Below are 19,014 nucleotides of genomic sequence, written 5' to 3'. Positions count from 1 at the left end.
GTAGTGGTTAGCCAACTATCGTGGAAAATTGGTGGACAGCAAGGGGAAGGATTAGAAAGTACGGATCGCATATTTTCAACTGCGTTAAATCGCATGGGATATTATTTATACGGTTATCGACATTTTTCTTCTCGTATTAAAGGCGGGCATACCAATAATAAAATAAGAATTGGTACGAAACCAATTCGTTCAATTTCAGATGATTTAGATATATTAGTAGCGTTTGATCAAGAGACTATTAATTTAAATGCACCTGAATTGCGTGATGGCGGAGTCATCATTGCGGATGCTAAATTTAAACCAACAAAAGATGATGATATTAATGCAAGATTGTTTGCAGTTCCGTTTACAGCTATTGCTGAAGAATTAGGTACATCATTAATGAAAAATATGGTGGCAACAGGCGCTTCCGCTGCTTTATTGGGACTTCCGATCGAATCAGTGAAGGAAGTTGTGGAACAAGAATTTAGCAGAAAAGGAAATGCTGTAGTAGAAAAGAACAATGAAGCCGTAGAAAAAGGCGCATCGTATATCATTGAAGAAGCAGGCACATTAATCGAAGATTTTAAATTAGAGCCAGCTGATGGTGAAAAAAGATTATTTATGATAGGGAACGAAGCAATAGGACTAGGAGCAGTAGCAGCAGGTTGCCGTTTCATGGCAGCATATCCTATTACTCCAGCATCTGAAATTATGGAATACCTTATTAAGCGCTTACCTGAGCTAGGTGGTACTGTGATACAGACGGAAGACGAAATTGCTGCTGCAACGATGACCATTGGTGCTAATTACGCTGGTGTTCGTGCATTAACGGCATCTGCTGGTCCAGGACTTTCTTTGAAAGCAGAAGCAATTGGTTTAGCAGGTATGACAGAGACGCCGATTGTTATCGTAGATACACAACGAGGTGGTCCAAGTACAGGATTACCTACGAAACAAGAACAAAGTGATTTGAACGCGATGATTTATGGAACGCATGGTGAAATTCCTAAAATTGTCCTTTCCCCAAGTACGATAGAAGAGTGTTTCTATGATACGGTAGAAGCATTTAATTTGGCGGATAAATATCAATGTCCTGTTATCGTATTAACAGACTTGCAGTTATCACTAGGAAAACAAACTTCAGAGATGTTAGATTTTGATAAAGTTGAAATAGATCGAGGAAAATTGTTAGAAGAGGCATCGGAAACAGATAAGGAACATCTTTTCAAGCGTTATGAATTCACAGAAGATGGTATTTCGCCTCGTGTGAAGCCAGGTACAAAACATGGAATTTTCCACGTTACTGGTGTAGAGCATGATGAAGAAGGTAGACCTTCTGAAAACCCAGTGAATCGTAAAAAAATGATGGATAAACGAATGAAAAAGTTAGAAAACCTACAAGTGACGGACCCAATCAAAGTGCAAGCAGAAGCAGAGGAACCAGATTTATTAATTATCGGTATGGGATCTACAATCGGAACAATCGATGAAGCAAGAGTTCGTTTACATGAGGATGGTTTGAAAACGAATCATATTACGGTTCGTTTGATGAATCCATTCCCCGCAAAAGAATTACAACCACATATTGATAAAGCGAAAAAAGTAGTCATTGTAGAAAACAATGCAACGGGACAGCTTGCTTCACTCGTGAAACTTAACATTAATCAACATGAGAAAATTAACAGCATGTTAAAGTATGATGGAAATCCATTTTTGCCAGCTGAAATTTATAGTCATTGTAAGGAGGTGAGCAACTAATGGCAACGTTTAAAGACTTTCGTAATAAAGTAAAGCCAAATTGGTGCCCGGGTTGTGGTGATTTCTCCATTCAAGCTGCGATTCAACGTGCTTCGGCTAATATAGGGTTAGAACCTGAAGATTTAGCACTTGTATCCGGTATTGGTTGTTCGGGAAGGATTTCTGGTTATGTACATGCATACGGTTTTCACGGCATTCATGGGCGTGCATTACCGATTGCACAAGGTGTGAAGATGGCAAATCGGGAGTTGACCGTAGTAGCATCAGGTGGTGACGGTGACGGTTTTGCGATTGGAATGGGTCACACCGTTCATGCGATTAGAAGAAATATGGATATTACGTACATCGTAATGGACAATCAAATATATGGTTTGACCAAAGGCCAAACTTCACCGCGAAGTGCAACTGGATTTAAAACAAAGAGTACACCAAAAGGCTCCATCGAATCCACACTTGCACCACTAGAATTGGCACTAGCAGCAGGTGCAACGTTCGTGGCTCAATCCTTTTCTAGTAATTTAAAACAGTTGACACATTTGATTGAAGAAGGAATGAAACATAAAGGCTTCTCTTTCATTAACGTATTCAGTCCATGTGTGACGTTCAATAAAATCAATACGTATGATTGGTTTAAAGAAAACATTGTAAATCTTGATGATGAATCCAGTTATGATTCGAACAACCGCACGATGGCGATGGCGAAAATTATGGAAACGGACGGTTTAGCATGCGGGCTCATTTATCAAGATAAAGATAAAGGAAGTTACGAACAACTCTTATCTGGCTTTAAAGAAGAAGGGTTAGCGAATCAAGACATTGCATTAAACAAAGAAAAGTTTGAACAACTGGTGGCAGAATTTCAATAAATTTGTGAAAACATGTGGATTCATTCACATGTTTTTTGCTTTAATGAAACAAAATAGTTATAATGTTTAAGTTAATATTACTGTAATAAAATATTATTGTAATAAGTAATAAAATTGCTGAAAGGTAAGATGGACATGAAGGAAGTACCAATTGGTGTATCTGCACGACATATACACTTATCAGAAGAACATATCGCTACATTGTTTGGAAAAGGATATGAGCTGACTATATTAAAAGATTTATCTCAACCTGGTCAATTTGCAGCAGTAGAAACTGTAGCTGTTAAAGGAAAAAAGGGTGAGTTTTCAAAAGTACGTATACTTGGTCCTGCTCGAAAACATACGCAAATTGAATTGTCTCAAACCGATGCATTTGCGATTGGGGTGAGCCCACCAATTAGAGAATCAGGTCACATTGAAGGAACACCAGGTGTGACGATTATCGGTCCTGAGGGTCAAGTGGAGTTAGAAACTGGTGTGATTATTGCTGCAAGACATATTCATTTTCACACGAAAGACGCGGAAAGATGGAACATTAAAGACAAGCAATTATTACGCGTACAATTAAAAGGGAAAAGACCACTAACATTTGACGATGTAATTGCACGTGTATCCGACCAGTATGCACTAGATTTTCATATTGATACGGACGAAGGCAATGCGGCTGGTGTGAAAACAGGTGAAACGGCGGTTATTTTGGACTAGTTCCTCACTACCGTATGAACACAATAAGCACTACCGCTTATCTGATTAACTTGCAACAACCACGACGAAAAGACTGAATGTAACCTTCATATGAGGGCAGTTCAGTCTTTTTGTATTAACTTGAACTACGTTTGTAGCATGGATTCATGGATTCTAGCATCAAGACATGATATAATGTCATAATGTATGTAAACCATTTTATTAGGTGGGAAGTGATTTGTAATGAATAAAGAAACGAAGGACTACAGTGAATACTTTAACTTCTCAGACGCAAAAATAATTCGTGAAAACGAAGATGGAAAAATCATTAGAATTAAAGGCAGAGAAATTAATATTCTTTCTGAGCCTTCCTATAGACAAGAAAAGCAGCGTGGTAAAGAAGAAATTAAAGTGTTGTATAATGAGGCTATATCGGAAGAAATGCAGCATTTTGGTCAAGGTAAATTTTATATGCTACAAACGTACGGCTGTCAAATGAACGAACATGATTCAGAGACGATGCGCGGTATGCTGGAAGAAATGGGTTACCGAGCTACAGAAGATAGAACAAAAGCGCACATTATTTTGCTCAATACATGTGCAATTAGAGAAAATGCTGAAGATAAAGTGTTTGGTGAACTAGGGCATATGAAAACGCTAAAACGTGAAAATCCAAACCTTATTTTAGGTGTATGTGGATGTATGTCTCAAGAGGAATCTGTTGTCAACCGTATTTTACAAAAACATGCCCATGTGGATCTTATATTTGGTACGCACAACATCCATCGTCTGCCACATCTTATCCAAGAAGCTCATTTTGGTAAAGAGATGGTAGTGGAAGTATGGTCCAAAGAAGGTGACATTATTGAGAACTTGCCGAAAAAGCGGGAAGGGCTCAAGGCATGGGTTAATATCATGTATGGCTGTGATAAATTTTGTACGTATTGCATCGTACCATTTACTCGTGGGAAAGAGAGAAGTAGACTTCCACAAGATGTCATTAATGAAGTACGTGAATTAGCTAGACAAGGATTTAAAGAAATTACATTACTAGGGCAAAACGTAAATGCATATGGCAAAGATTTTGTGGATATGGATTATGGTTTAGGGGATCTAATGGATGACATCCATAAAATTGATATCCCACGCGTTCGTTTTACAACATCCCATCCTCGTGATTTCGATGATCATCTCATAGAAGTGTTGGCTAAGAAAGGTAATTTAGTGGAACACATTCATTTACCGGTTCAATCTGGTAGTACGGAAGTATTGAAAATCATGAGTAGAAAGTATACTAGGGAACATTATTCTGAACTAGTGAAGAAAATTAAAGCAAGTATTCCAGACGTCGTGCTAACAACGGATATTATTGTTGGTTTCCCTGGAGAAACAGATGAACAGTTTGAACAAACGATGGATCTCGTTCGTGAAGTAGAGTACGATGCAGCGTATACGTTTATCTATTCTGCAAGAGAAGGAACGCCTGCTGCAAAAATGGAAGATAACGTGCCAATGGACGTGAAGAAACAGCGTCTCTACCGCTTAAACGAATTGTTAGGTGAACAGAGTTTGAAGAAGAATAAGCAATTAGTAGGCCAAGTTGTTGAAGTGTTGGTAGAAGGTGAAAGCAAAAATAAGAAGCACATGCTAACAGGTAGAACGAGAGGCAATAAACTAGTGCATTTTTCGGGTTCAGCAGACTTAACCGGACAGTTTGTTAACGTGAAAATAACTTCTGCACAAACGTTCTTGTTAAAAGGAGATCGTATGGAGGAAGAAAAATCTGCTGCAATATAAAGTCTTATCACTGTTATGATCACAAAACATGATGGGTCAGTGAATGAATAATGATATAGGAGTTGTTTCCATGGAACAGAAAGAGAAGCAAGGGGAATGTGGCATGAAGAAGCATCAATCGATTAACCTCGTCGTAAGAGAGGATATTATGGCTAGTACGAAGCAATTATCAGCGCTTATCGGAACCTCAGATGAGGTTATTGCTTATCAACAAGCCGAGAAGAAAATACAAGATAATGAACATGTTCAATCCTTAATACAAAGTATTAAAAAGAAGCAAAAAGAATTGGTAGGCTTCGAATACTTTAAAAATGATGACATGATAAAGAAAATCGAAGGTGAAATGCAAGCATTAGAGAATGAGCTAGATGAAATACCACTTGTTCAACAATTTAAGCAATCGCAAAGTGATATCAATTATTTATTGCAATTAGTCGTGTCTATTATTAAAGATAGTTTAGCTGAAAAAATACAATTGGAAGAAGATCAGCCTGTATCTAATTCGTGATGAGCTGATCCCTACTTCTTTTTCAAAATCAAAAATAGACCCTATAGTGTAGTGAAAACCACGCTGTAGGGTCTTTATTCATTTTATTATTAGCCTATAGTTGAAGTGTTAAATCATGTAATGTGTAACGTAGTATGTTAAGATATAAATTTAATACTGTACACTTCTGTAGAAGGAAGCTTAATAAACTCCGCTTTATTTGTTCGTTTATCGTAAATATGGAACCCACATTGATTTACAGTAAGATCACTTTTATTACGTGAGATACTCTCTCCGATAAAGACGAATTCATCATCGATAGCAAGTCCTCTCATATAACCTGCTTTGAACTTTATAATGGTTTCTTCTTCTCTTCTTACTTCCATCGTTCCGGAATTGCAAAAATACATTTCATCTTTATAAAACATAATGCTGTGAGGTTGAACGAGCCCGAATAAGTAAATACCAAGTTCTTCTTGTTTTTCTGATAAGTAATTTGTTACGACTCCTTGATTGCTATTGAGTAGGGGGGCTTTGTTGGTCGTATGAGGATGATTTCTTATGTCAGCAAACGAAGAAACGTATAGCAGATCGTTGTGAAAAATCAAATCATTGGAATGATTTTTTCTATGCAAGGGAATCTCATCTATTTTTTTTAGCGGACTTAATTCATATTTCCCAATTAACCTTGCACCTGTCTCCATAATATATAAGTGATCTTTGTAATACGTCATCCCATGCAAATCTTTTAATCCACCTGACGGAGCATATTGCTCTACTAACTCGAAATGAAGGTTGTATTTCGCTATACTTCCTAATTGTTGATGTGCAGCATAAAAGTGATCACCAACCCGCTCGATTCCTCTTGTATCTTTATTGGATACTTTTATCATATCTATTTGCTGATCGTAGCATGAAAGAAGATATATTCCCCCATTAGCGTTACAACAACTAATGATCAGTTTTAAAGGGTGTGGAAATGAAATTTCTTTCAGTGAGACTTTACATTGCATCTATTTGACCTCCATTGATCCATGTTATAGCCATCATTCAACTCATTGTATGCAGCTTAGGAGGTAAATGTGTGGCGAAAATACGTTGATATGTAAAGCCAAATTTTAATTCTCCTTCAGATAATGTAATCATCTTCATATTTGCTTGCATAAAGTATATAAGGCATCAGCATGACGGGTTACAAAACAAATAAAAGACAAATAAAAGATTTTACCTGTGTCATGAGTCAGCAGGTAATGAAACGTGGATAACGTAGTAATACAGTATAGTCGTAAGTTATAAGGAGAAAAAGGAAGCTTTAAATGTATGGGAGGATTTTGTCATATGCATCGCTTTTGGAACCAAATGTTAAAGCCTCTATTTTTGCATGCAAATGTTAAGCGCATCGTACAGATTGGTGCCGAAAATGGGGTGTTTACGACCAAACTGCTTGATTATTGTAAGCAATGTAGAGGTACATTGTATGTAGTAGATGGAAATTTAGATGTTAGTCCATTTAGTAAAGTGTTTAAAGATCACTTATGTCATTTTTCAGATGAGTCAAAAGATGTTTTACCGCAAATTCAACATTATGATGCTGTGCTAATGGATGGAGATCATAATTGGTATACGGTATATCATGACTTGAAAATGGTCGAAAAGAAAGCAAGTCAATTAGGTCAGTTCCCACTTGTTGTATTACATGATACAGCTTGGCCTTACGGGAGACGTGACATGTACTTAGATCCTGAGCAAATTCCAGATTCCTACCGTCATCCCTACGCTCAGAAAGGCATGATTGCTGGACAATCGCAACTAGCGGAAAGTGGTGGTTTTAATGCTATGTGTTACCACGCGTTAGAAGAAGGTGGGGAAAAAAATGGCGTACTGACGGCAATAGAAGATTTTTTGAAAGAAACACCATTTTCATGTTCACACTACCAATTTGAAACATGTAATGGGCTGTCTATTATTTACCCTGATACATCAGATCATAAGCAGTGGATGAAATACGTCATGAAAACATCTGGACTGTAAGTTGCTACAGCATGATTACTAACAAAAGCAACACATTACAATATCATACATGATTATTTCTTCATGTATCTAGGTAATAAAATAGGAGGAAGATAAAAACATGAATAGGTTCTGGAGTAAACTAACAAAGTTAATACTCGTAACGGAGCAGCCAAAGGTCATCGTGGAAATAGGGGCAGAGAGAGGACTGCATACGGTAAAACTATTAGAATATTGTCAACATTTTGACGGTAAAGTGTATGTTATTGATCCACTCCCATTATTCGATGTGCCATCCTATAAGCAAGTATATCAATCTCATTTTGTACATCTTGCGCATGTGAGTTTGGAGGCATTGCCGGAAATTGAAGATGACTATGATTTAGTCTTAGTAGATGGAGATCATAATTGGTATACCGTTTACCATGAGTTAAAAGAGATTGAGAAAAAAGCAAACAAAATGGGGAGGTTCCCTATTATCATTTTACATGACATTGAATGGCCATACGGTAGAAGAGATATGTACTATAACCCTGATACCATCCCAAAAGAATATATTAAACCGCATGCCAAAAAAGGAATAGAGCAAGGGAAGTCATCGTTACTAGAAGAAGGGGGATTCAATGCCACATTATTTAACGCAGAGCAAGAAGGTGGAGAAAAAAATGGCGTGCTGACAGCAGTGGAGGATTTTCTAAACGAAACGAAATGGAATGTTAGCTTTCACCGTGCAGAATCCAATAATGGTCTAGGTATTATTGTTGAAAAAAGCGAAAAACGAGATGAGTTAATGAAATATATTATTCATTCTTCTGGACTATAAAGTGATTATCATTAGCAATTGCATGATCTATACTAGTATATGAACTCCACATTAAAAATGAAGAACAATACATTTCCATACTTTGAGGAATTTCTGGTATCCGTTTAATTTTTTTATGATTATAGTCTAGTGCAATTATTTTTCAGTAAGGGCTGACGCATAGCGTCGGCTTTTTTTATATCATTCCATTGAAATGATGTCGGTATTCTAGTAAAAAGGATAAAAGATGTTGTTTATATTTCTCCAGCTCCATGTCCGTAAATTCGTTGTCATTGTCTTCTTTTTTAAACTTGTGCATGTCAATGTCGTGTATCACTGGCGGAATAGCGAAGTAAGGTATAACGACATCCAAATCTTCAGCATGAAAATTTAAAGATTGCGACGTGTCATAGAAGTGGAATGCTTTAATATTTTCATTCCATGGAATATCATACTGCGTTGCCATGAGTAATCCATCAATGGCTTGCACGCTTACATATTCACCTTCTTTATTTTGTCTTTCTTGTTCATCAAAAGAGATGTATTGAAACGTGTTTCGATATTCAATAATATGTCCGAATTTCTCTTCTCCTTCCCACCAGATGCCTTTTTCAGGTAACGTTTTGGTGCCACAGAGACCGATCATACCGACTTGTTCATGCGCTTGAAAAAGATGTAACATATTCTTAATAAAAAAATAATCAATAATATAGCAATCTTGATGTACATATATTTTATATTTTGCTTTACTGGCTTTCATCCCTTCATTATAAGCGACTGTCATGTGCTCAGCATCATAAATAGGATGGATGCTTAGTTCATAGTCATCTGGTACATACAATGCCTCTAAGTGAGCTCTACACGTGTCAAATAGCCTGTCGTCGTGGACACAGCATAGGACTGCAATTTCTTTTTCATGCAAGGTCATTCCTCCTCCAGACGTAAAGACTCCAGGTATATTATGATATAATTACTTTATGAATTCACGTTTTTGAATATGAACACTTTCGTCACGGTTCACGTATGTTAGAAGATGAAATAGTTACAGTGTCGTTTGTCATGCCATCACTACAAAGAGGAGGAACAACATGAAGGGCATTGTACTTGCTGGTGGTACTGGATCAAGGCTGTATCCGTTGACGAAAGTAACGAATAAGCATTTATTACCTGTCGGGAAATATCCTATGATTTATTATGCGATTGATAAATTACAAAACGCGGGAATTCGAGATGTGTTAGTCGTAACGAGTAAAGAACATATGGGTGACATCGTCAGTACACTAGGAAGTGGAACTGCATTTGGGGTTGACTTAACTTATAAGGTACAAGATAAACCCGGAGGTATTGCACAAGCTTTGCGAATGGGAAAAGATTTTGTGAAGGATGATTTAGTAACCGTCATTTTAGGTGATAATATTTTCCCTGATTCAATTAAAATGTATGTAGAACGTTTTAAACAACAAAAAAAAGGAGCCATGCTGTTACTTAAAGAAGTAGAGGACCCGCACCGCTTTGGTGTAGCAGAAATACAAGGTGACCGTATTGTTTCCATTGAAGAAAAACCAAAAAAACCAAAAAGCAATTACGCTGTTACCGGTATTTACTTGTATGATCATCAAGTATTTTCATGGGTGGATCAATTGAAGCCATCAGATCGAGGGGAATTAGAAATAACGGACATCAATAATATATATATTAAACAACGGAGCTGTGCGTTTGATTTGTTGAATAACTGGTGGACTGATGCAGGTACGCATGCTTCCTATTTATTAGCTAATCAGTTGGCTAGCAATCTTTCACTGTCATGTTTAAACATCGAAAGCTGCTGATCGTGATAAGGAGAAGGAGAGAAAAATGAAAATACTTATAACTGGAGCTAACGGTCAACTGGGGCAAGATATGGCGCTAGGACTGTGTGAACAAGGAGAAATATTTGCTTTATCAAGAAATGAACTAGATATAACCAATCACGATGAAGTCATGGAAAAAGTAAAAGCTATACAACCAGATATCATTTTGCACACTGCTGCTTATACGAATGTAGATAAAGCAGAAGAGGAAAAAGATCTAGCCTTCTTAGTGAATGCGTACGGCACGAAACATGTAGCGATGGCTGCAGAACAGGTGAAAGCAAAGTTAGTGTATTTTAGTACAGATTATGTGTTTGATGGTGCCTCTTCTGTGTTATATCAAGAGTTTGATCAGACGAATCCAATTAACTATTATGGTAAATCCAAATTAGCGGGAGAAAGGTTTGTAGAGCGTTATTGCAAGCAATCTTTTATTATTAGAGTGTCTTGGCTATATGGTCTTTACGGCAAAAATTTTGTAAAAAGTATCATTAATCAGGCAAAAATGAAAAAACCACTACGTGTAATTGATGATCAAATTGGTTCTCCTACGTTTACGCATGATGTCGTTCAGTTTTTAAGAGAGTTAATCATAACGAGTCACTATGGTATTTATCATGTTTCTAATACGGGCTCTTGCTCTTGGCATGAATTTGCAACCCATATCGTTGATTTACTAGGTTTTGATGTGAACGTGGCAAGTATGAAAAGTAGCGCGTTAGAACAAACACGTGCAGCCAAACGACCTCACTTTTCCACATTAGATCATCAGGCTATTCGGTTACATGGTTTCTCGGTGCCACGACACTGGAAAGAAGGATTACAAGATTTTGTACAACAATATAAGGCAAGAGAGGGGTAAATGAGGGTGGTAAAGCCAACAGCGTCTATTATTGTTTTATCACGTAATGGATTGGATTATACGAAACAGTGTGTAGAAAGTATTTATCAACATACAGATGTCCCATTTGAATGTATTTTTGTAGATAATGGTTCAACTGATGGAACAGTAAACTTTCTAAATACACTCGATCATGCTACAGTCATTGCAAATGAGGAGAACAAAGGTTTTGCAGGTGGCAATAATCAGGGGATGAAGCAAGCTTGTGGCGATTATATCGTGCTGTTAAATAACGATACAATCGTTACACCACATTGGCTATCCAGACTCATAGCCTGGTTGGAAAATGATAAAAGCATTGGTATCGTAGGGCCTAGATCTAACAATGTATATTCTGCACAGCGGGTACCTACTGTACCGTATTCATCCCAAGATGACATGCATGCTTTTGCAGCTCAATGGCATGAAGAGCGCAAGGGGAAAGGATTCATTCCTCATAAATTAATAGGACACTGCATGGTCTTCTCAGCTGCTCTAATGGAGGCGGTAGGGGGGCTGGATGAACGATTTTTCCCAGGTAATTATGAGGATGATGATCTTTGTTTACGTGTTAATATTTATGGAAAAAAGTTATGGGTGGCAGATGATGTCTTTATTCATCATTACGGACATGGCACATTTAAATCAAATCAAATTCAATACAATACGAGCTCCCTTAAAAATGCAGAGCGTTTTGTAGAGAAATGGAGCATAGGAATCTCAGGTTTTGAATTAGAGAGATTCGGCTATGATCCATCTACTATTGTAAAGAGAGAAAGTATATTTATCCCCGATAGGCATCGTATTCCTGTTTGATGTTAAAGATGACGCTTATGCATGAAGTCTTTTAATTTTAGTGACGTATCTTCTTTCTAACTCATCTTGACTTAATTTTTGATCCATTCCCGTTTCTGGCATTGGAATTTCATGCTTAGACACTTCGAATTTATCCACCTCTTTTAATATATTTTCCATAAAAGGTAGTCCAGGACTGTATATGAATGTACCTCCGACTTTAAGGGCATTCAGTATTTCCACATACTTTTGCGCATAGGACTCATATTGTCCATCTTGGCGTAAATGATGGTGCCAAAAATGATTGGAAAACGCCATGTTAGAAATAAGCGTACCCCACTTTAGCGGTGAAAAATAAAAATCAAACCAATTGGTGCGAAACAAGTATGGTTTCTTCGTTGTGATATTTCTATCGAAGCCGTATGCTTCCACATCTTGCTCACGTAAATCATTCACAAGCCGAGCATCAGAACCACAACCAATATCTAAAATAGGACCTTGCATGTGATCTAATGATAATCCAAGTACTTTCATCTGAAAACTTGGACTATATTGTTGGCATGGAACGATCGTTTCTTCTTTTTGATTCAAATACGATTGAAACAGTTGGTTGCCGTTGCTTTTTGTTAATAGGGACATGATACGCTCATGATGATGAACAAACATTTCTTCTAATGCTACTAATAAATCTTTGCTTTCATTGGAGTAAGTGGAGTGCAGAGTATTTAGAAGTGTTTTAAACAGTGTTTGTAGTTGGATTTCATCTTGTTTTGTTAAATTAATATATTGATTTACCTGGTTAAATTGATGGGAAACCGAGAGAGCGAGTTCATTTGCAAATGTATTAAGTTGCTTACTATCCATTTGAAGCGTGCCGAGATAAGCTTTTATTTTTTCTTTATGTTCAATTAGTCCTTGCAATTGCTCTGAAGTATATTTAATACGAACGGTGCCGTCAGCAGAAGGTTGAAATAAGTGAGATGGCTGCTGTGGATCTATAGGTAACATGAGATGTTGTTTTAATAATTGCATCGTATTCCCTCCAAATTTTCATTCCATAATAGCGCAATAGGTTACGACGTTTCACCTATTACCACCTTAAATATAAGTATAATCATAAAGGCCTCTAAAATAGGCGCTTATAACACCAAAATACAGCAACTATCATATCATATATCATGTTCCTTAGCATGCAACATAACGTAAAAAAAATTTTACATGATAAAGATAGGCTTTTTATTTTTTGCATAATCAAGTGACAAGAGGTGACATGATGATAACGATTAGTCTTTGTATGATCGTTAGAGATGAAGAGAAAACATTAGCAAGAGGATTAGATACGATAAAACATATTGTCGATGAAATAAATATTATTGACACAGGCTCTATAGATAAAACGAAAGAAGTTGCTTCCCGTTATACAGATCGTATATTTGATTTTAAGTGGATAGATAACTTTTCCGCAGCTCGAAACTTTGCTTTTAGCAAAGCAACGAAAGATTATATTTTTTGGATGGATGCGGATGACGTCATATTAGAAGATAGTCAACAACTATTTTTACAATTAAAAGAAACGCTAGATCCTACAGTGGATTCTGTTTCTATGAAATACAACGTTGGTTTTGATGAATACGGCAATGTATTACTTAGTTATAGAAGAAATAGACTGGTGAAGCGGATGAAGTACTTTAAGTGGATCGGCATCGTACATGAGTATCTTGCTGTAAATGGGAACATTTTTAACAGTGATATATGTGTCACGCATAAACAAATCGAACATGAAACGCATCGAAATTTAAACATTTACGAATCTCAGTTAGCTAAAGGAGTGGAGTTAGCACCTAGAGACACCGTATATTATGCAAACGAGCTAAGAGATCATCGAAAATGGGAGAAAGCAATAACATGGTATCGCAAATTTCTAGATGATAAAAAAGGTTGGGTAGAAGACAATATCCAAGCATGTAATAACTTAGCACTTTGTTATGAGGCATTAGGAGATAAAGAAAATGAGTTCCACGCTTGTTTGGAGTCGTTTAAATATGATACTCCGAGAGCGGAAGCATGCTGCCGTATGGGTTATTACTTTTTAAATAAAGAAATGTACGATCAATCTATTTTTTGGTATGAGATGGCAACAAAAATTCCAATGCAAGAAAGTGAATGGGGTTTTCAAAATCAAGCCGCATGGACATGGCTGCCTCACCTACAGCTATGTGTTTGTTACTATAGAAAAGGAATGTATGATAAATCTTACATTCATAATGAAATTGCACGACAGTATCGACCAAATGATCAAAGTATTAAACACAATAGAAAATTACTAGAAGACTTAGGATATTGAAAGTTCTGAGTTATTTCATCATCATCATCATTTGACTAAATTTGTTCAAATTGGTGTTTGTAGCAGTGTTTGTACCCAGTCAAGTTGTTACTTCCTTTCATAAGATACAAGAAGTACATGAGAAAGGAGTGAAAACAATTGGCTAGAATAAGAAACCTCATTGTTAATAGTGGTTTTGAGACAGGATCACTAGCACCTTGGACAACAGGTTTCCCTCCTGCAGAAGTACAATTATTTTTCAATCCAGCAACTCCAGTAAATACACCGAACTTGTTTGGTAGTTGGGCAGTTGTGCTATCAGGTGGAACCGATGGCGTTTTTATACAGCAATCTGATATTCCAGTGACGGAATTTGACCAATACGAACTTATTTTATCTGTAGCAAACAAATGGGGAGGAGCATTAGATGCAGCCGCTTTAGGTGTGACCATTCAGTATTTTGGTTTGCTTGGGGATCTAAGAGGGACAGAAACATTTACCATATTAGAGAGAAACTTGCCCAATGCAGAAGAAGGCTGCTTTAAAACAATCTATAAAAATCTAGAGCAAGTACCAGCACTTGCTGTTAGAGCGACATTAACATTAGTAAAAACAGCATCAGTTGCTTCTGCCGTAGATATGGTTATTGACCAAGTAGAACTATTAGCAGTAGAAGATATTGGAGGAGGAGCAACGGGTCCAACTGGTCCAACGGGAGCAACCGGCCCAACAGGAGCAACAGGAGCAACTGGCCCTACAGGTCCAACGGGAGCAGGAACAACCGGAGCGACAGGTCCAACCGGCCCAACCGGTCCGACAGGAGCAACGGGAGCAACGGGTCCAAGTGGTGGTCCTCCAGGTCCGACGGGTCCAACGGGAGCAACTGGCCCAACGGGAGCAACTGGCCCAACAGGAGCAACCGGTTCGACAGGAGCAACGGGTCCAACGGGAGCAACCGGCCCAACAGGAGCAACCGGTCCGACAGGTCCAACCGGAGTAACGGGAGCAACCGGAACAGGTGGAGTTATTGATTTCCTTCAAGGGACGACAGCATTAGCTTTAACCAACGGAGTATCTTCTGATGTGTTTGGTAACGGATTAACACTGACGATCCCAACGGGAGGAGCAGCGTGCTTTAATACGATTGTCAATGTATGTTACAACGGTGTTCTGACGGGCGCTTCTGTCATTATTGATATCAATATCAGCTTAACTAAAGACGATGTAGTGATTAAAACGTTAAAATTACAGCAAGTATATAATTTAAATAATATTAGTATTATTGACTTACAACCTTCATTAATTCATGTTGATACAGCAGCAGGTACCGCGAACTATAACGTTGTTATTGATACTTCTGTAAGTAATGGAATAACGGGAGCACCATTAATTACTGCACAGGGCAGAGTGTTGAAAGCAATCCTCGGAACTTCAGCAACATAAAAAATTGCAATTTGAGGTTTAGATCATCCCTTTTACTTATAACAGTAGAGGGGATTTTCATGTTTCATACATCATAACCTTTCTACATACTTTTACTATCAACGTAGAGTTTTTATGGTAACAAGTCATTTCAATTTATGATTTTATTTTTAGGAAGAAGATTCTAGTACAAGAAAGACTTTAAATATAAATAGAAGAAAGGAGGAGATCAGTATGGCCAAGAGCAATCGCGGTAAGCCGTTACGTCAATTATTTGCAAGAGGTAGAGGGACATGTCCAATTTGTAAACGAACTCGAATTAAGTTATTATATGAGATAAAGGGAGAAGATGGTAATAATATGAAGGTGTGCAAAATATGTAGTAAAAAGAATCATGGCGTTTCAAAAAAATAGATGGAGTATATCATGTTGTTTGATGCAGCATATTTTACATGCTAACGTGACTAAATTATAGAATGGAGTGCGTGAGAGCAACTCCATCTTTTTGAGTCTTTATATTTGCTTTTTCTTGTGCTATGATCTCTATCATTAGTCTTTATACCTCCTATGTTGATGTAACATTGTATTTTTATGTGTATCCCAACTTATACAAAGGAAATATGTTTATTTTTGCATGTAGTTAAACAATAGTTTGATAGAAAGGAATTATATTTTATTTATGAAAAAAACTAGATTTATAGTGACCATCTGTTTGATGGCATTTGTTACGATGATGCCTTATCCAGCTTTTGCAGAAGCACGAAACGTTACACAGAATGAAAGGAATAAACAAACCAAGGAAGAAACAAGCAAAGAAATAAAGGAAGAGTCAAATAAAGAAAAAAGAGAAAAGTTAAGGAAAGAATCAAATAAAAAAAACAATGAAGAAACAAATCAAGTAATTGGTCAAGAACTTGATAAAGAAATACATAATGAAATGAACCAACAATCAGAGCACGTAAATAAATTGAACTACGAAGCATATCAAGTAGCACAGCAATTAAAAGTAGGAAATACAAGATCAGATTTGGAAGCGGTGTTTGGTAAACATAAAATTGAAGTGTTCAACTCCGATGGGACAACACAATGGTTGTATGAAATACATGTAAATACAACAGGGGAGTTTCAACCAGTCCTTCCCTTAACTTCTAAGCAACGAAATGATGTAGATATATCTGACATTGATAAAGAGAGTAAAGTACAGCTTTTGGTTACATTCAATAACAAAGGGCTAGCAACGCTTTTTCAATTATATTATGTGGGACAAGACCAGCAAATATATCAATGTATGATTAATAAAGACAATAAACATGTCAATGACCACATTCAAGTCATAGCAGAAACACCTTCATTGTTGCAAGAAAGTAAGGAGAATCATATTTATTATCACGATAAAGTACATATTTTAATATACCATGATCTAGCAGAAGAAAATGATGTCAGTGGTTATACGATTACACCACAGTTGTTTGAATCACAGCTGACGACGTTACTGGAACAAGGGTACAATATTATCGGTATGGATGAATTTGTGTTATTTATGCAGGGAGAAATACAAATTAGTCCAAACGCGGTGTTGTTGACTTTTGATGATGGTTACGAAAGTTTTTATTCTCTAGCTGCACCAGTGTTAGAAAAACATGATCTTTTAGCAACACATTTTATTATTGGTGAGCGAAGAGATAATGGTTACGCACATCATATGACTTGGGATCAAATGAAAGAATTAAAAGCGGAAGGCATGAGCTTCTATAATCATACGTATGATTTGCATAAAGATATCCCTATCCATGAACAGGATACCATGCAGCCTGCGCTGACCCATCGAATGTATTTACAAGATGAGCAACGAATAGAAACAGAACAAGAATATAAAGATAGAGTGATAGAAGACATACTGTATATGGAAGAACGCATTGAACAAGAGTTAGGAGATCAACGTGCACTATTGGCGTTTCCTTTCGGAGCTTACAATGAGCAGGTCATAGCATGGCTAAAGCAAAATGGATTTCAATTTTTCTTTTCGATAGAGCCAGGAATTAATGAATTTGGACAAGATGTATTTTATCGCATCAATGCTGGTTCTCCACACATCACAGCGGAGCACCTATTACAAACGATGCAAAAGTACGAGAAATAGTTAGCTCGTCATATCTTACATTCATTTCAGTCACGCTAATATTTCTAGTGGGCGGAGGAGTAAGAAAGAGTGAAAAACATGTTGAAAAAAATAACAAATAAACAGGTTAAATGGTTTATTTTCCTTGGTATATGTGTTGGTTGTTTCTATCTTTATACATTATGGCCTCAGCCATTAACCGATAACCTTGAAGCAGACGAATTGGTGCTTGAATTGATTCAAGAACATGCTGAGTATGGTGGTGGGATTGGCAGTACCACGAAGTGGGGGTATAAATTCATGAATGTAGATGAAGATGTGGAAGAAGAATTAGTCGCTTTTACTCAAGGCGCAGTACATTTGGGTACACTATTGATTTTTGATGACGTGGATAATAATTATGTGTTCATAGAGGAAAAAGGATGGAATGTAGTGGATATAAAAGAAGTAGTTCCACTTGTAGAAAACGAAAATATGAAACTATTTTATGCTCCTAATCATACTGGTGGAACTGGGTATCATGCAGAAATTGGGTATATGTGGTATGTAAAAAATGGGAAAATAGTAGAGGCATGGTCAGGTATTTTAAAAGAAGAAGAGTATTTTCAACATCATGTTCAATTTAAAATTGGAGCTTTTACTATGAATGAATCAACTTCGGAGTTGTATTATTGGTTAACTTCAACGCAACAGTCTTATTCTACACAGGATATAGAGGAGCGGGAGCTTCAACCAGCTGTAACGACATCCTCTGTTTACGATTTTAACGGGGGAGTATTTATTCAACAGAATGAATAGTTTGTATTGTATAATGCTGGGAAGTATGCTACATTGGAACTAATTTCATATTTACTTTTATAGTGCTGAACATCTCTACTAACATATTGGAAGTTAGATGAATCAGATTAAAAGGGAAGTTCGGTGTAAATCCGACGCGGTCCCGCCACTGTAATGCAGAATAACCTATCCATCATATCCACTGTTTAACTTCATAGTAAACGGGAAGGAGATAGCGTTGTGATGATGCTAAGCCAGGAGACCTGCTATAAAAGTTTGCTTTGTAGTTTCTCACGAGGATGGGAGGGTAGCAGTATATCGTGATTTTGCACGATTTCATGTTGAACATGATATGTCATCGTGTTTTCAATGCTTGGAAGATACAGCACCTATTCGAAGAGAAAAGGTGTTTTTTTGTGTATCTAAAAAAACAATGCACATCAATTTTTTCAAAAAAAGAAG

At 37.0% G+C, this 19,014-nt stretch carries 18 protein-coding genes and 1 riboswitch; of the genes, 15 read left to right on the top strand and 3 right to left on the bottom strand.

Annotation, left to right across the window (positions count from 1 at the left end; genetic code table 11):
• Window positions 1–3 precede the first annotated feature (3 nt).
• The 5 genes from D1Z92_RS02955 (at window position 4) to D1Z92_RS02935 (ending at window position 5,595) form a co-directional block, all read left to right on the top strand.
• Window positions 4–1,740, top strand: a complete 1,737-nt coding sequence (locus tag D1Z92_RS02955) for a 2-oxoacid:acceptor oxidoreductase subunit alpha (RefSeq protein ID WP_128894170.1) — start codon at window positions 4–6, stop codon at window positions 1,738–1,740.
• Window positions 1,740–2,606, top strand: coding sequence for a 2-oxoacid:ferredoxin oxidoreductase subunit beta (locus D1Z92_RS02950; RefSeq protein ID WP_128894169.1), 867 nt, complete (start codon window positions 1,740–1,742; stop codon window positions 2,604–2,606). The genes D1Z92_RS02955 and D1Z92_RS02950 overlap by 1 nt, the downstream gene beginning before the upstream one ends.
• A 135-nt stretch (window positions 2,607–2,741) precedes the next feature.
• Window positions 2,742–3,311: a phosphate propanoyltransferase gene (gene pduL / locus D1Z92_RS02945; protein ID WP_128894168.1), complete on the top strand. Its 570-nt coding sequence runs from the start codon at window positions 2,742–2,744 to the stop codon at window positions 3,309–3,311.
• A gap of 222 nt (window positions 3,312–3,533) precedes the next feature.
• Window positions 3,534–5,087 (top strand): tRNA (N6-isopentenyl adenosine(37)-C2)-methylthiotransferase MiaB, encoded by a 1,554-nt coding sequence (gene miaB, locus D1Z92_RS02940; protein ID WP_128894167.1) that lies wholly within the window; start codon window positions 3,534–3,536, stop codon window positions 5,085–5,087.
• Between the two features lie 70 nt (window positions 5,088–5,157).
• Entirely contained in the window at window positions 5,158–5,595 is a 438-nt protein-coding gene (locus D1Z92_RS02935) for a YlbF/YmcA family competence regulator (protein WP_128894166.1), read from the top strand.
• Window positions 5,596–5,732: 137 nt separating this feature from the next.
• On the opposite strand, the gene D1Z92_RS02930 is transcribed toward D1Z92_RS02935, so the two are convergent.
• Window positions 5,733–6,587, bottom strand: a complete 855-nt coding sequence (locus tag D1Z92_RS02930) for a DUF4915 domain-containing protein (RefSeq protein ID WP_128894165.1) — start codon at window positions 6,585–6,587, stop codon at window positions 5,733–5,735.
• Between the two features lie 325 nt (window positions 6,588–6,912).
• Between D1Z92_RS02930 and D1Z92_RS02925 the strand changes: the two genes are divergently transcribed.
• Window positions 6,913–7,605, top strand: a complete 693-nt coding sequence (locus D1Z92_RS02925) for a class I SAM-dependent methyltransferase (RefSeq protein ID WP_128894164.1) — start codon at window positions 6,913–6,915, stop codon at window positions 7,603–7,605.
• Window positions 7,606–7,705: 100 nt separating this feature from the next.
• Window positions 7,706–8,407 (top strand): class I SAM-dependent methyltransferase, encoded by a 702-nt coding sequence (locus D1Z92_RS02920; protein WP_128894163.1) that lies wholly within the window; start codon window positions 7,706–7,708, stop codon window positions 8,405–8,407.
• Window positions 8,408–8,582: 175 nt separating this feature from the next.
• On the opposite strand, the gene D1Z92_RS02915 is transcribed toward D1Z92_RS02920, so the two are convergent.
• Window positions 8,583–9,308: a glycosyltransferase family protein gene (locus D1Z92_RS02915; protein WP_164931428.1), complete on the bottom strand. Its 726-nt coding sequence runs from the start codon at window positions 9,306–9,308 to the stop codon at window positions 8,583–8,585.
• Window positions 9,309–9,474: 166 nt separating this feature from the next.
• Here D1Z92_RS02915 and D1Z92_RS02910 point away from each other — a divergent pair, with 166 nt between their 5' ends.
• Genes D1Z92_RS02910 through D1Z92_RS02900 form a run of 3 tightly spaced genes read left to right on the top strand, consistent with a single transcriptional unit; the run spans window position 9,475 to window position 11,932 of the window.
• Entirely contained in the window at window positions 9,475–10,215 is a 741-nt protein-coding gene (locus tag D1Z92_RS02910) for a sugar phosphate nucleotidyltransferase (protein WP_128894161.1), read from the top strand.
• 25 nt (window positions 10,216–10,240) lie between these two features.
• Window positions 10,241–11,098: a dTDP-4-dehydrorhamnose reductase gene (gene rfbD / locus D1Z92_RS02905; protein WP_128894160.1), complete on the top strand. Its 858-nt coding sequence runs from the start codon at window positions 10,241–10,243 to the stop codon at window positions 11,096–11,098.
• Between the two features lie 6 nt (window positions 11,099–11,104).
• Window positions 11,105–11,932 carry a glycosyltransferase family 2 protein gene (locus tag D1Z92_RS02900; RefSeq protein WP_240666550.1) on the top strand — a complete coding sequence of 276 codons (828 nt, stop codon included), beginning with the start codon at window positions 11,105–11,107 and terminating at the stop codon, window positions 11,930–11,932.
• Between the two features lie 15 nt (window positions 11,933–11,947).
• On the opposite strand, the gene D1Z92_RS02895 is transcribed toward D1Z92_RS02900, so the two are convergent.
• Window positions 11,948–12,943 carry a hypothetical protein gene (locus D1Z92_RS02895; RefSeq protein ID WP_128894158.1) on the bottom strand — a complete coding sequence of 332 codons (996 nt, stop codon included), beginning with the start codon at window positions 12,941–12,943 and terminating at the stop codon, window positions 11,948–11,950.
• Between the two features lie 241 nt (window positions 12,944–13,184).
• On the opposite strand from D1Z92_RS02895, the gene D1Z92_RS02890 reads away from it, so the two are divergent.
• From D1Z92_RS02890 to D1Z92_RS02870, 5 genes are all read left to right on the top strand, one after another.
• Window positions 13,185–14,255 carry a glycosyltransferase gene (locus D1Z92_RS02890; protein WP_128894351.1) on the top strand — a complete coding sequence of 357 codons (1,071 nt, stop codon included), beginning with the start codon at window positions 13,185–13,187 and terminating at the stop codon, window positions 14,253–14,255.
• Between the two features lie 138 nt (window positions 14,256–14,393).
• Window positions 14,394–15,677 carry a hypothetical protein gene (locus tag D1Z92_RS17550; protein WP_240666549.1) on the top strand — a complete coding sequence of 428 codons (1,284 nt, stop codon included), beginning with the start codon at window positions 14,394–14,396 and terminating at the stop codon, window positions 15,675–15,677.
• A 213-nt stretch (window positions 15,678–15,890) separates the two neighbouring features.
• A complete protein-coding gene (locus D1Z92_RS02880) occupies window positions 15,891–16,070 on the top strand; it encodes a hypothetical protein (RefSeq protein ID WP_128894157.1) in 180 nt (59 codons plus the stop codon).
• Window positions 16,071–16,335: 265 nt separating this feature from the next.
• A complete protein-coding gene (locus D1Z92_RS02875) occupies window positions 16,336–17,796 on the top strand; it encodes a polysaccharide deacetylase family protein (RefSeq protein ID WP_128894156.1) in 1,461 nt (486 codons plus the stop codon).
• Window positions 17,797–17,865: 69 nt separating this feature from the next.
• Complete coding sequence (locus tag D1Z92_RS02870) at window positions 17,866–18,573, top strand: hypothetical protein (protein WP_128894155.1); 708 nt, start codon at window positions 17,866–17,868, stop codon at window positions 18,571–18,573.
• A 43-nt stretch (window positions 18,574–18,616) separates the two neighbouring features.
• Window positions 18,617–18,837: riboswitch (cobalamin riboswitch) on the top strand.
• The last annotated feature ends 177 nt before the right edge of the window (window positions 18,838–19,014 follow it).

Origin of the sequence: Longirhabdus pacifica (assembly GCF_004115085.1) — a bacterium.
Taxonomy (GTDB): Bacteria; Bacillota; Bacilli; order Paenibacillales; family DSM-105158; genus Longirhabdus; species Longirhabdus pacifica.
The sequence above is the reverse complement of the archived record's forward strand: the minus strand, read 5'-3'. Positions and strand labels throughout refer to the sequence as shown.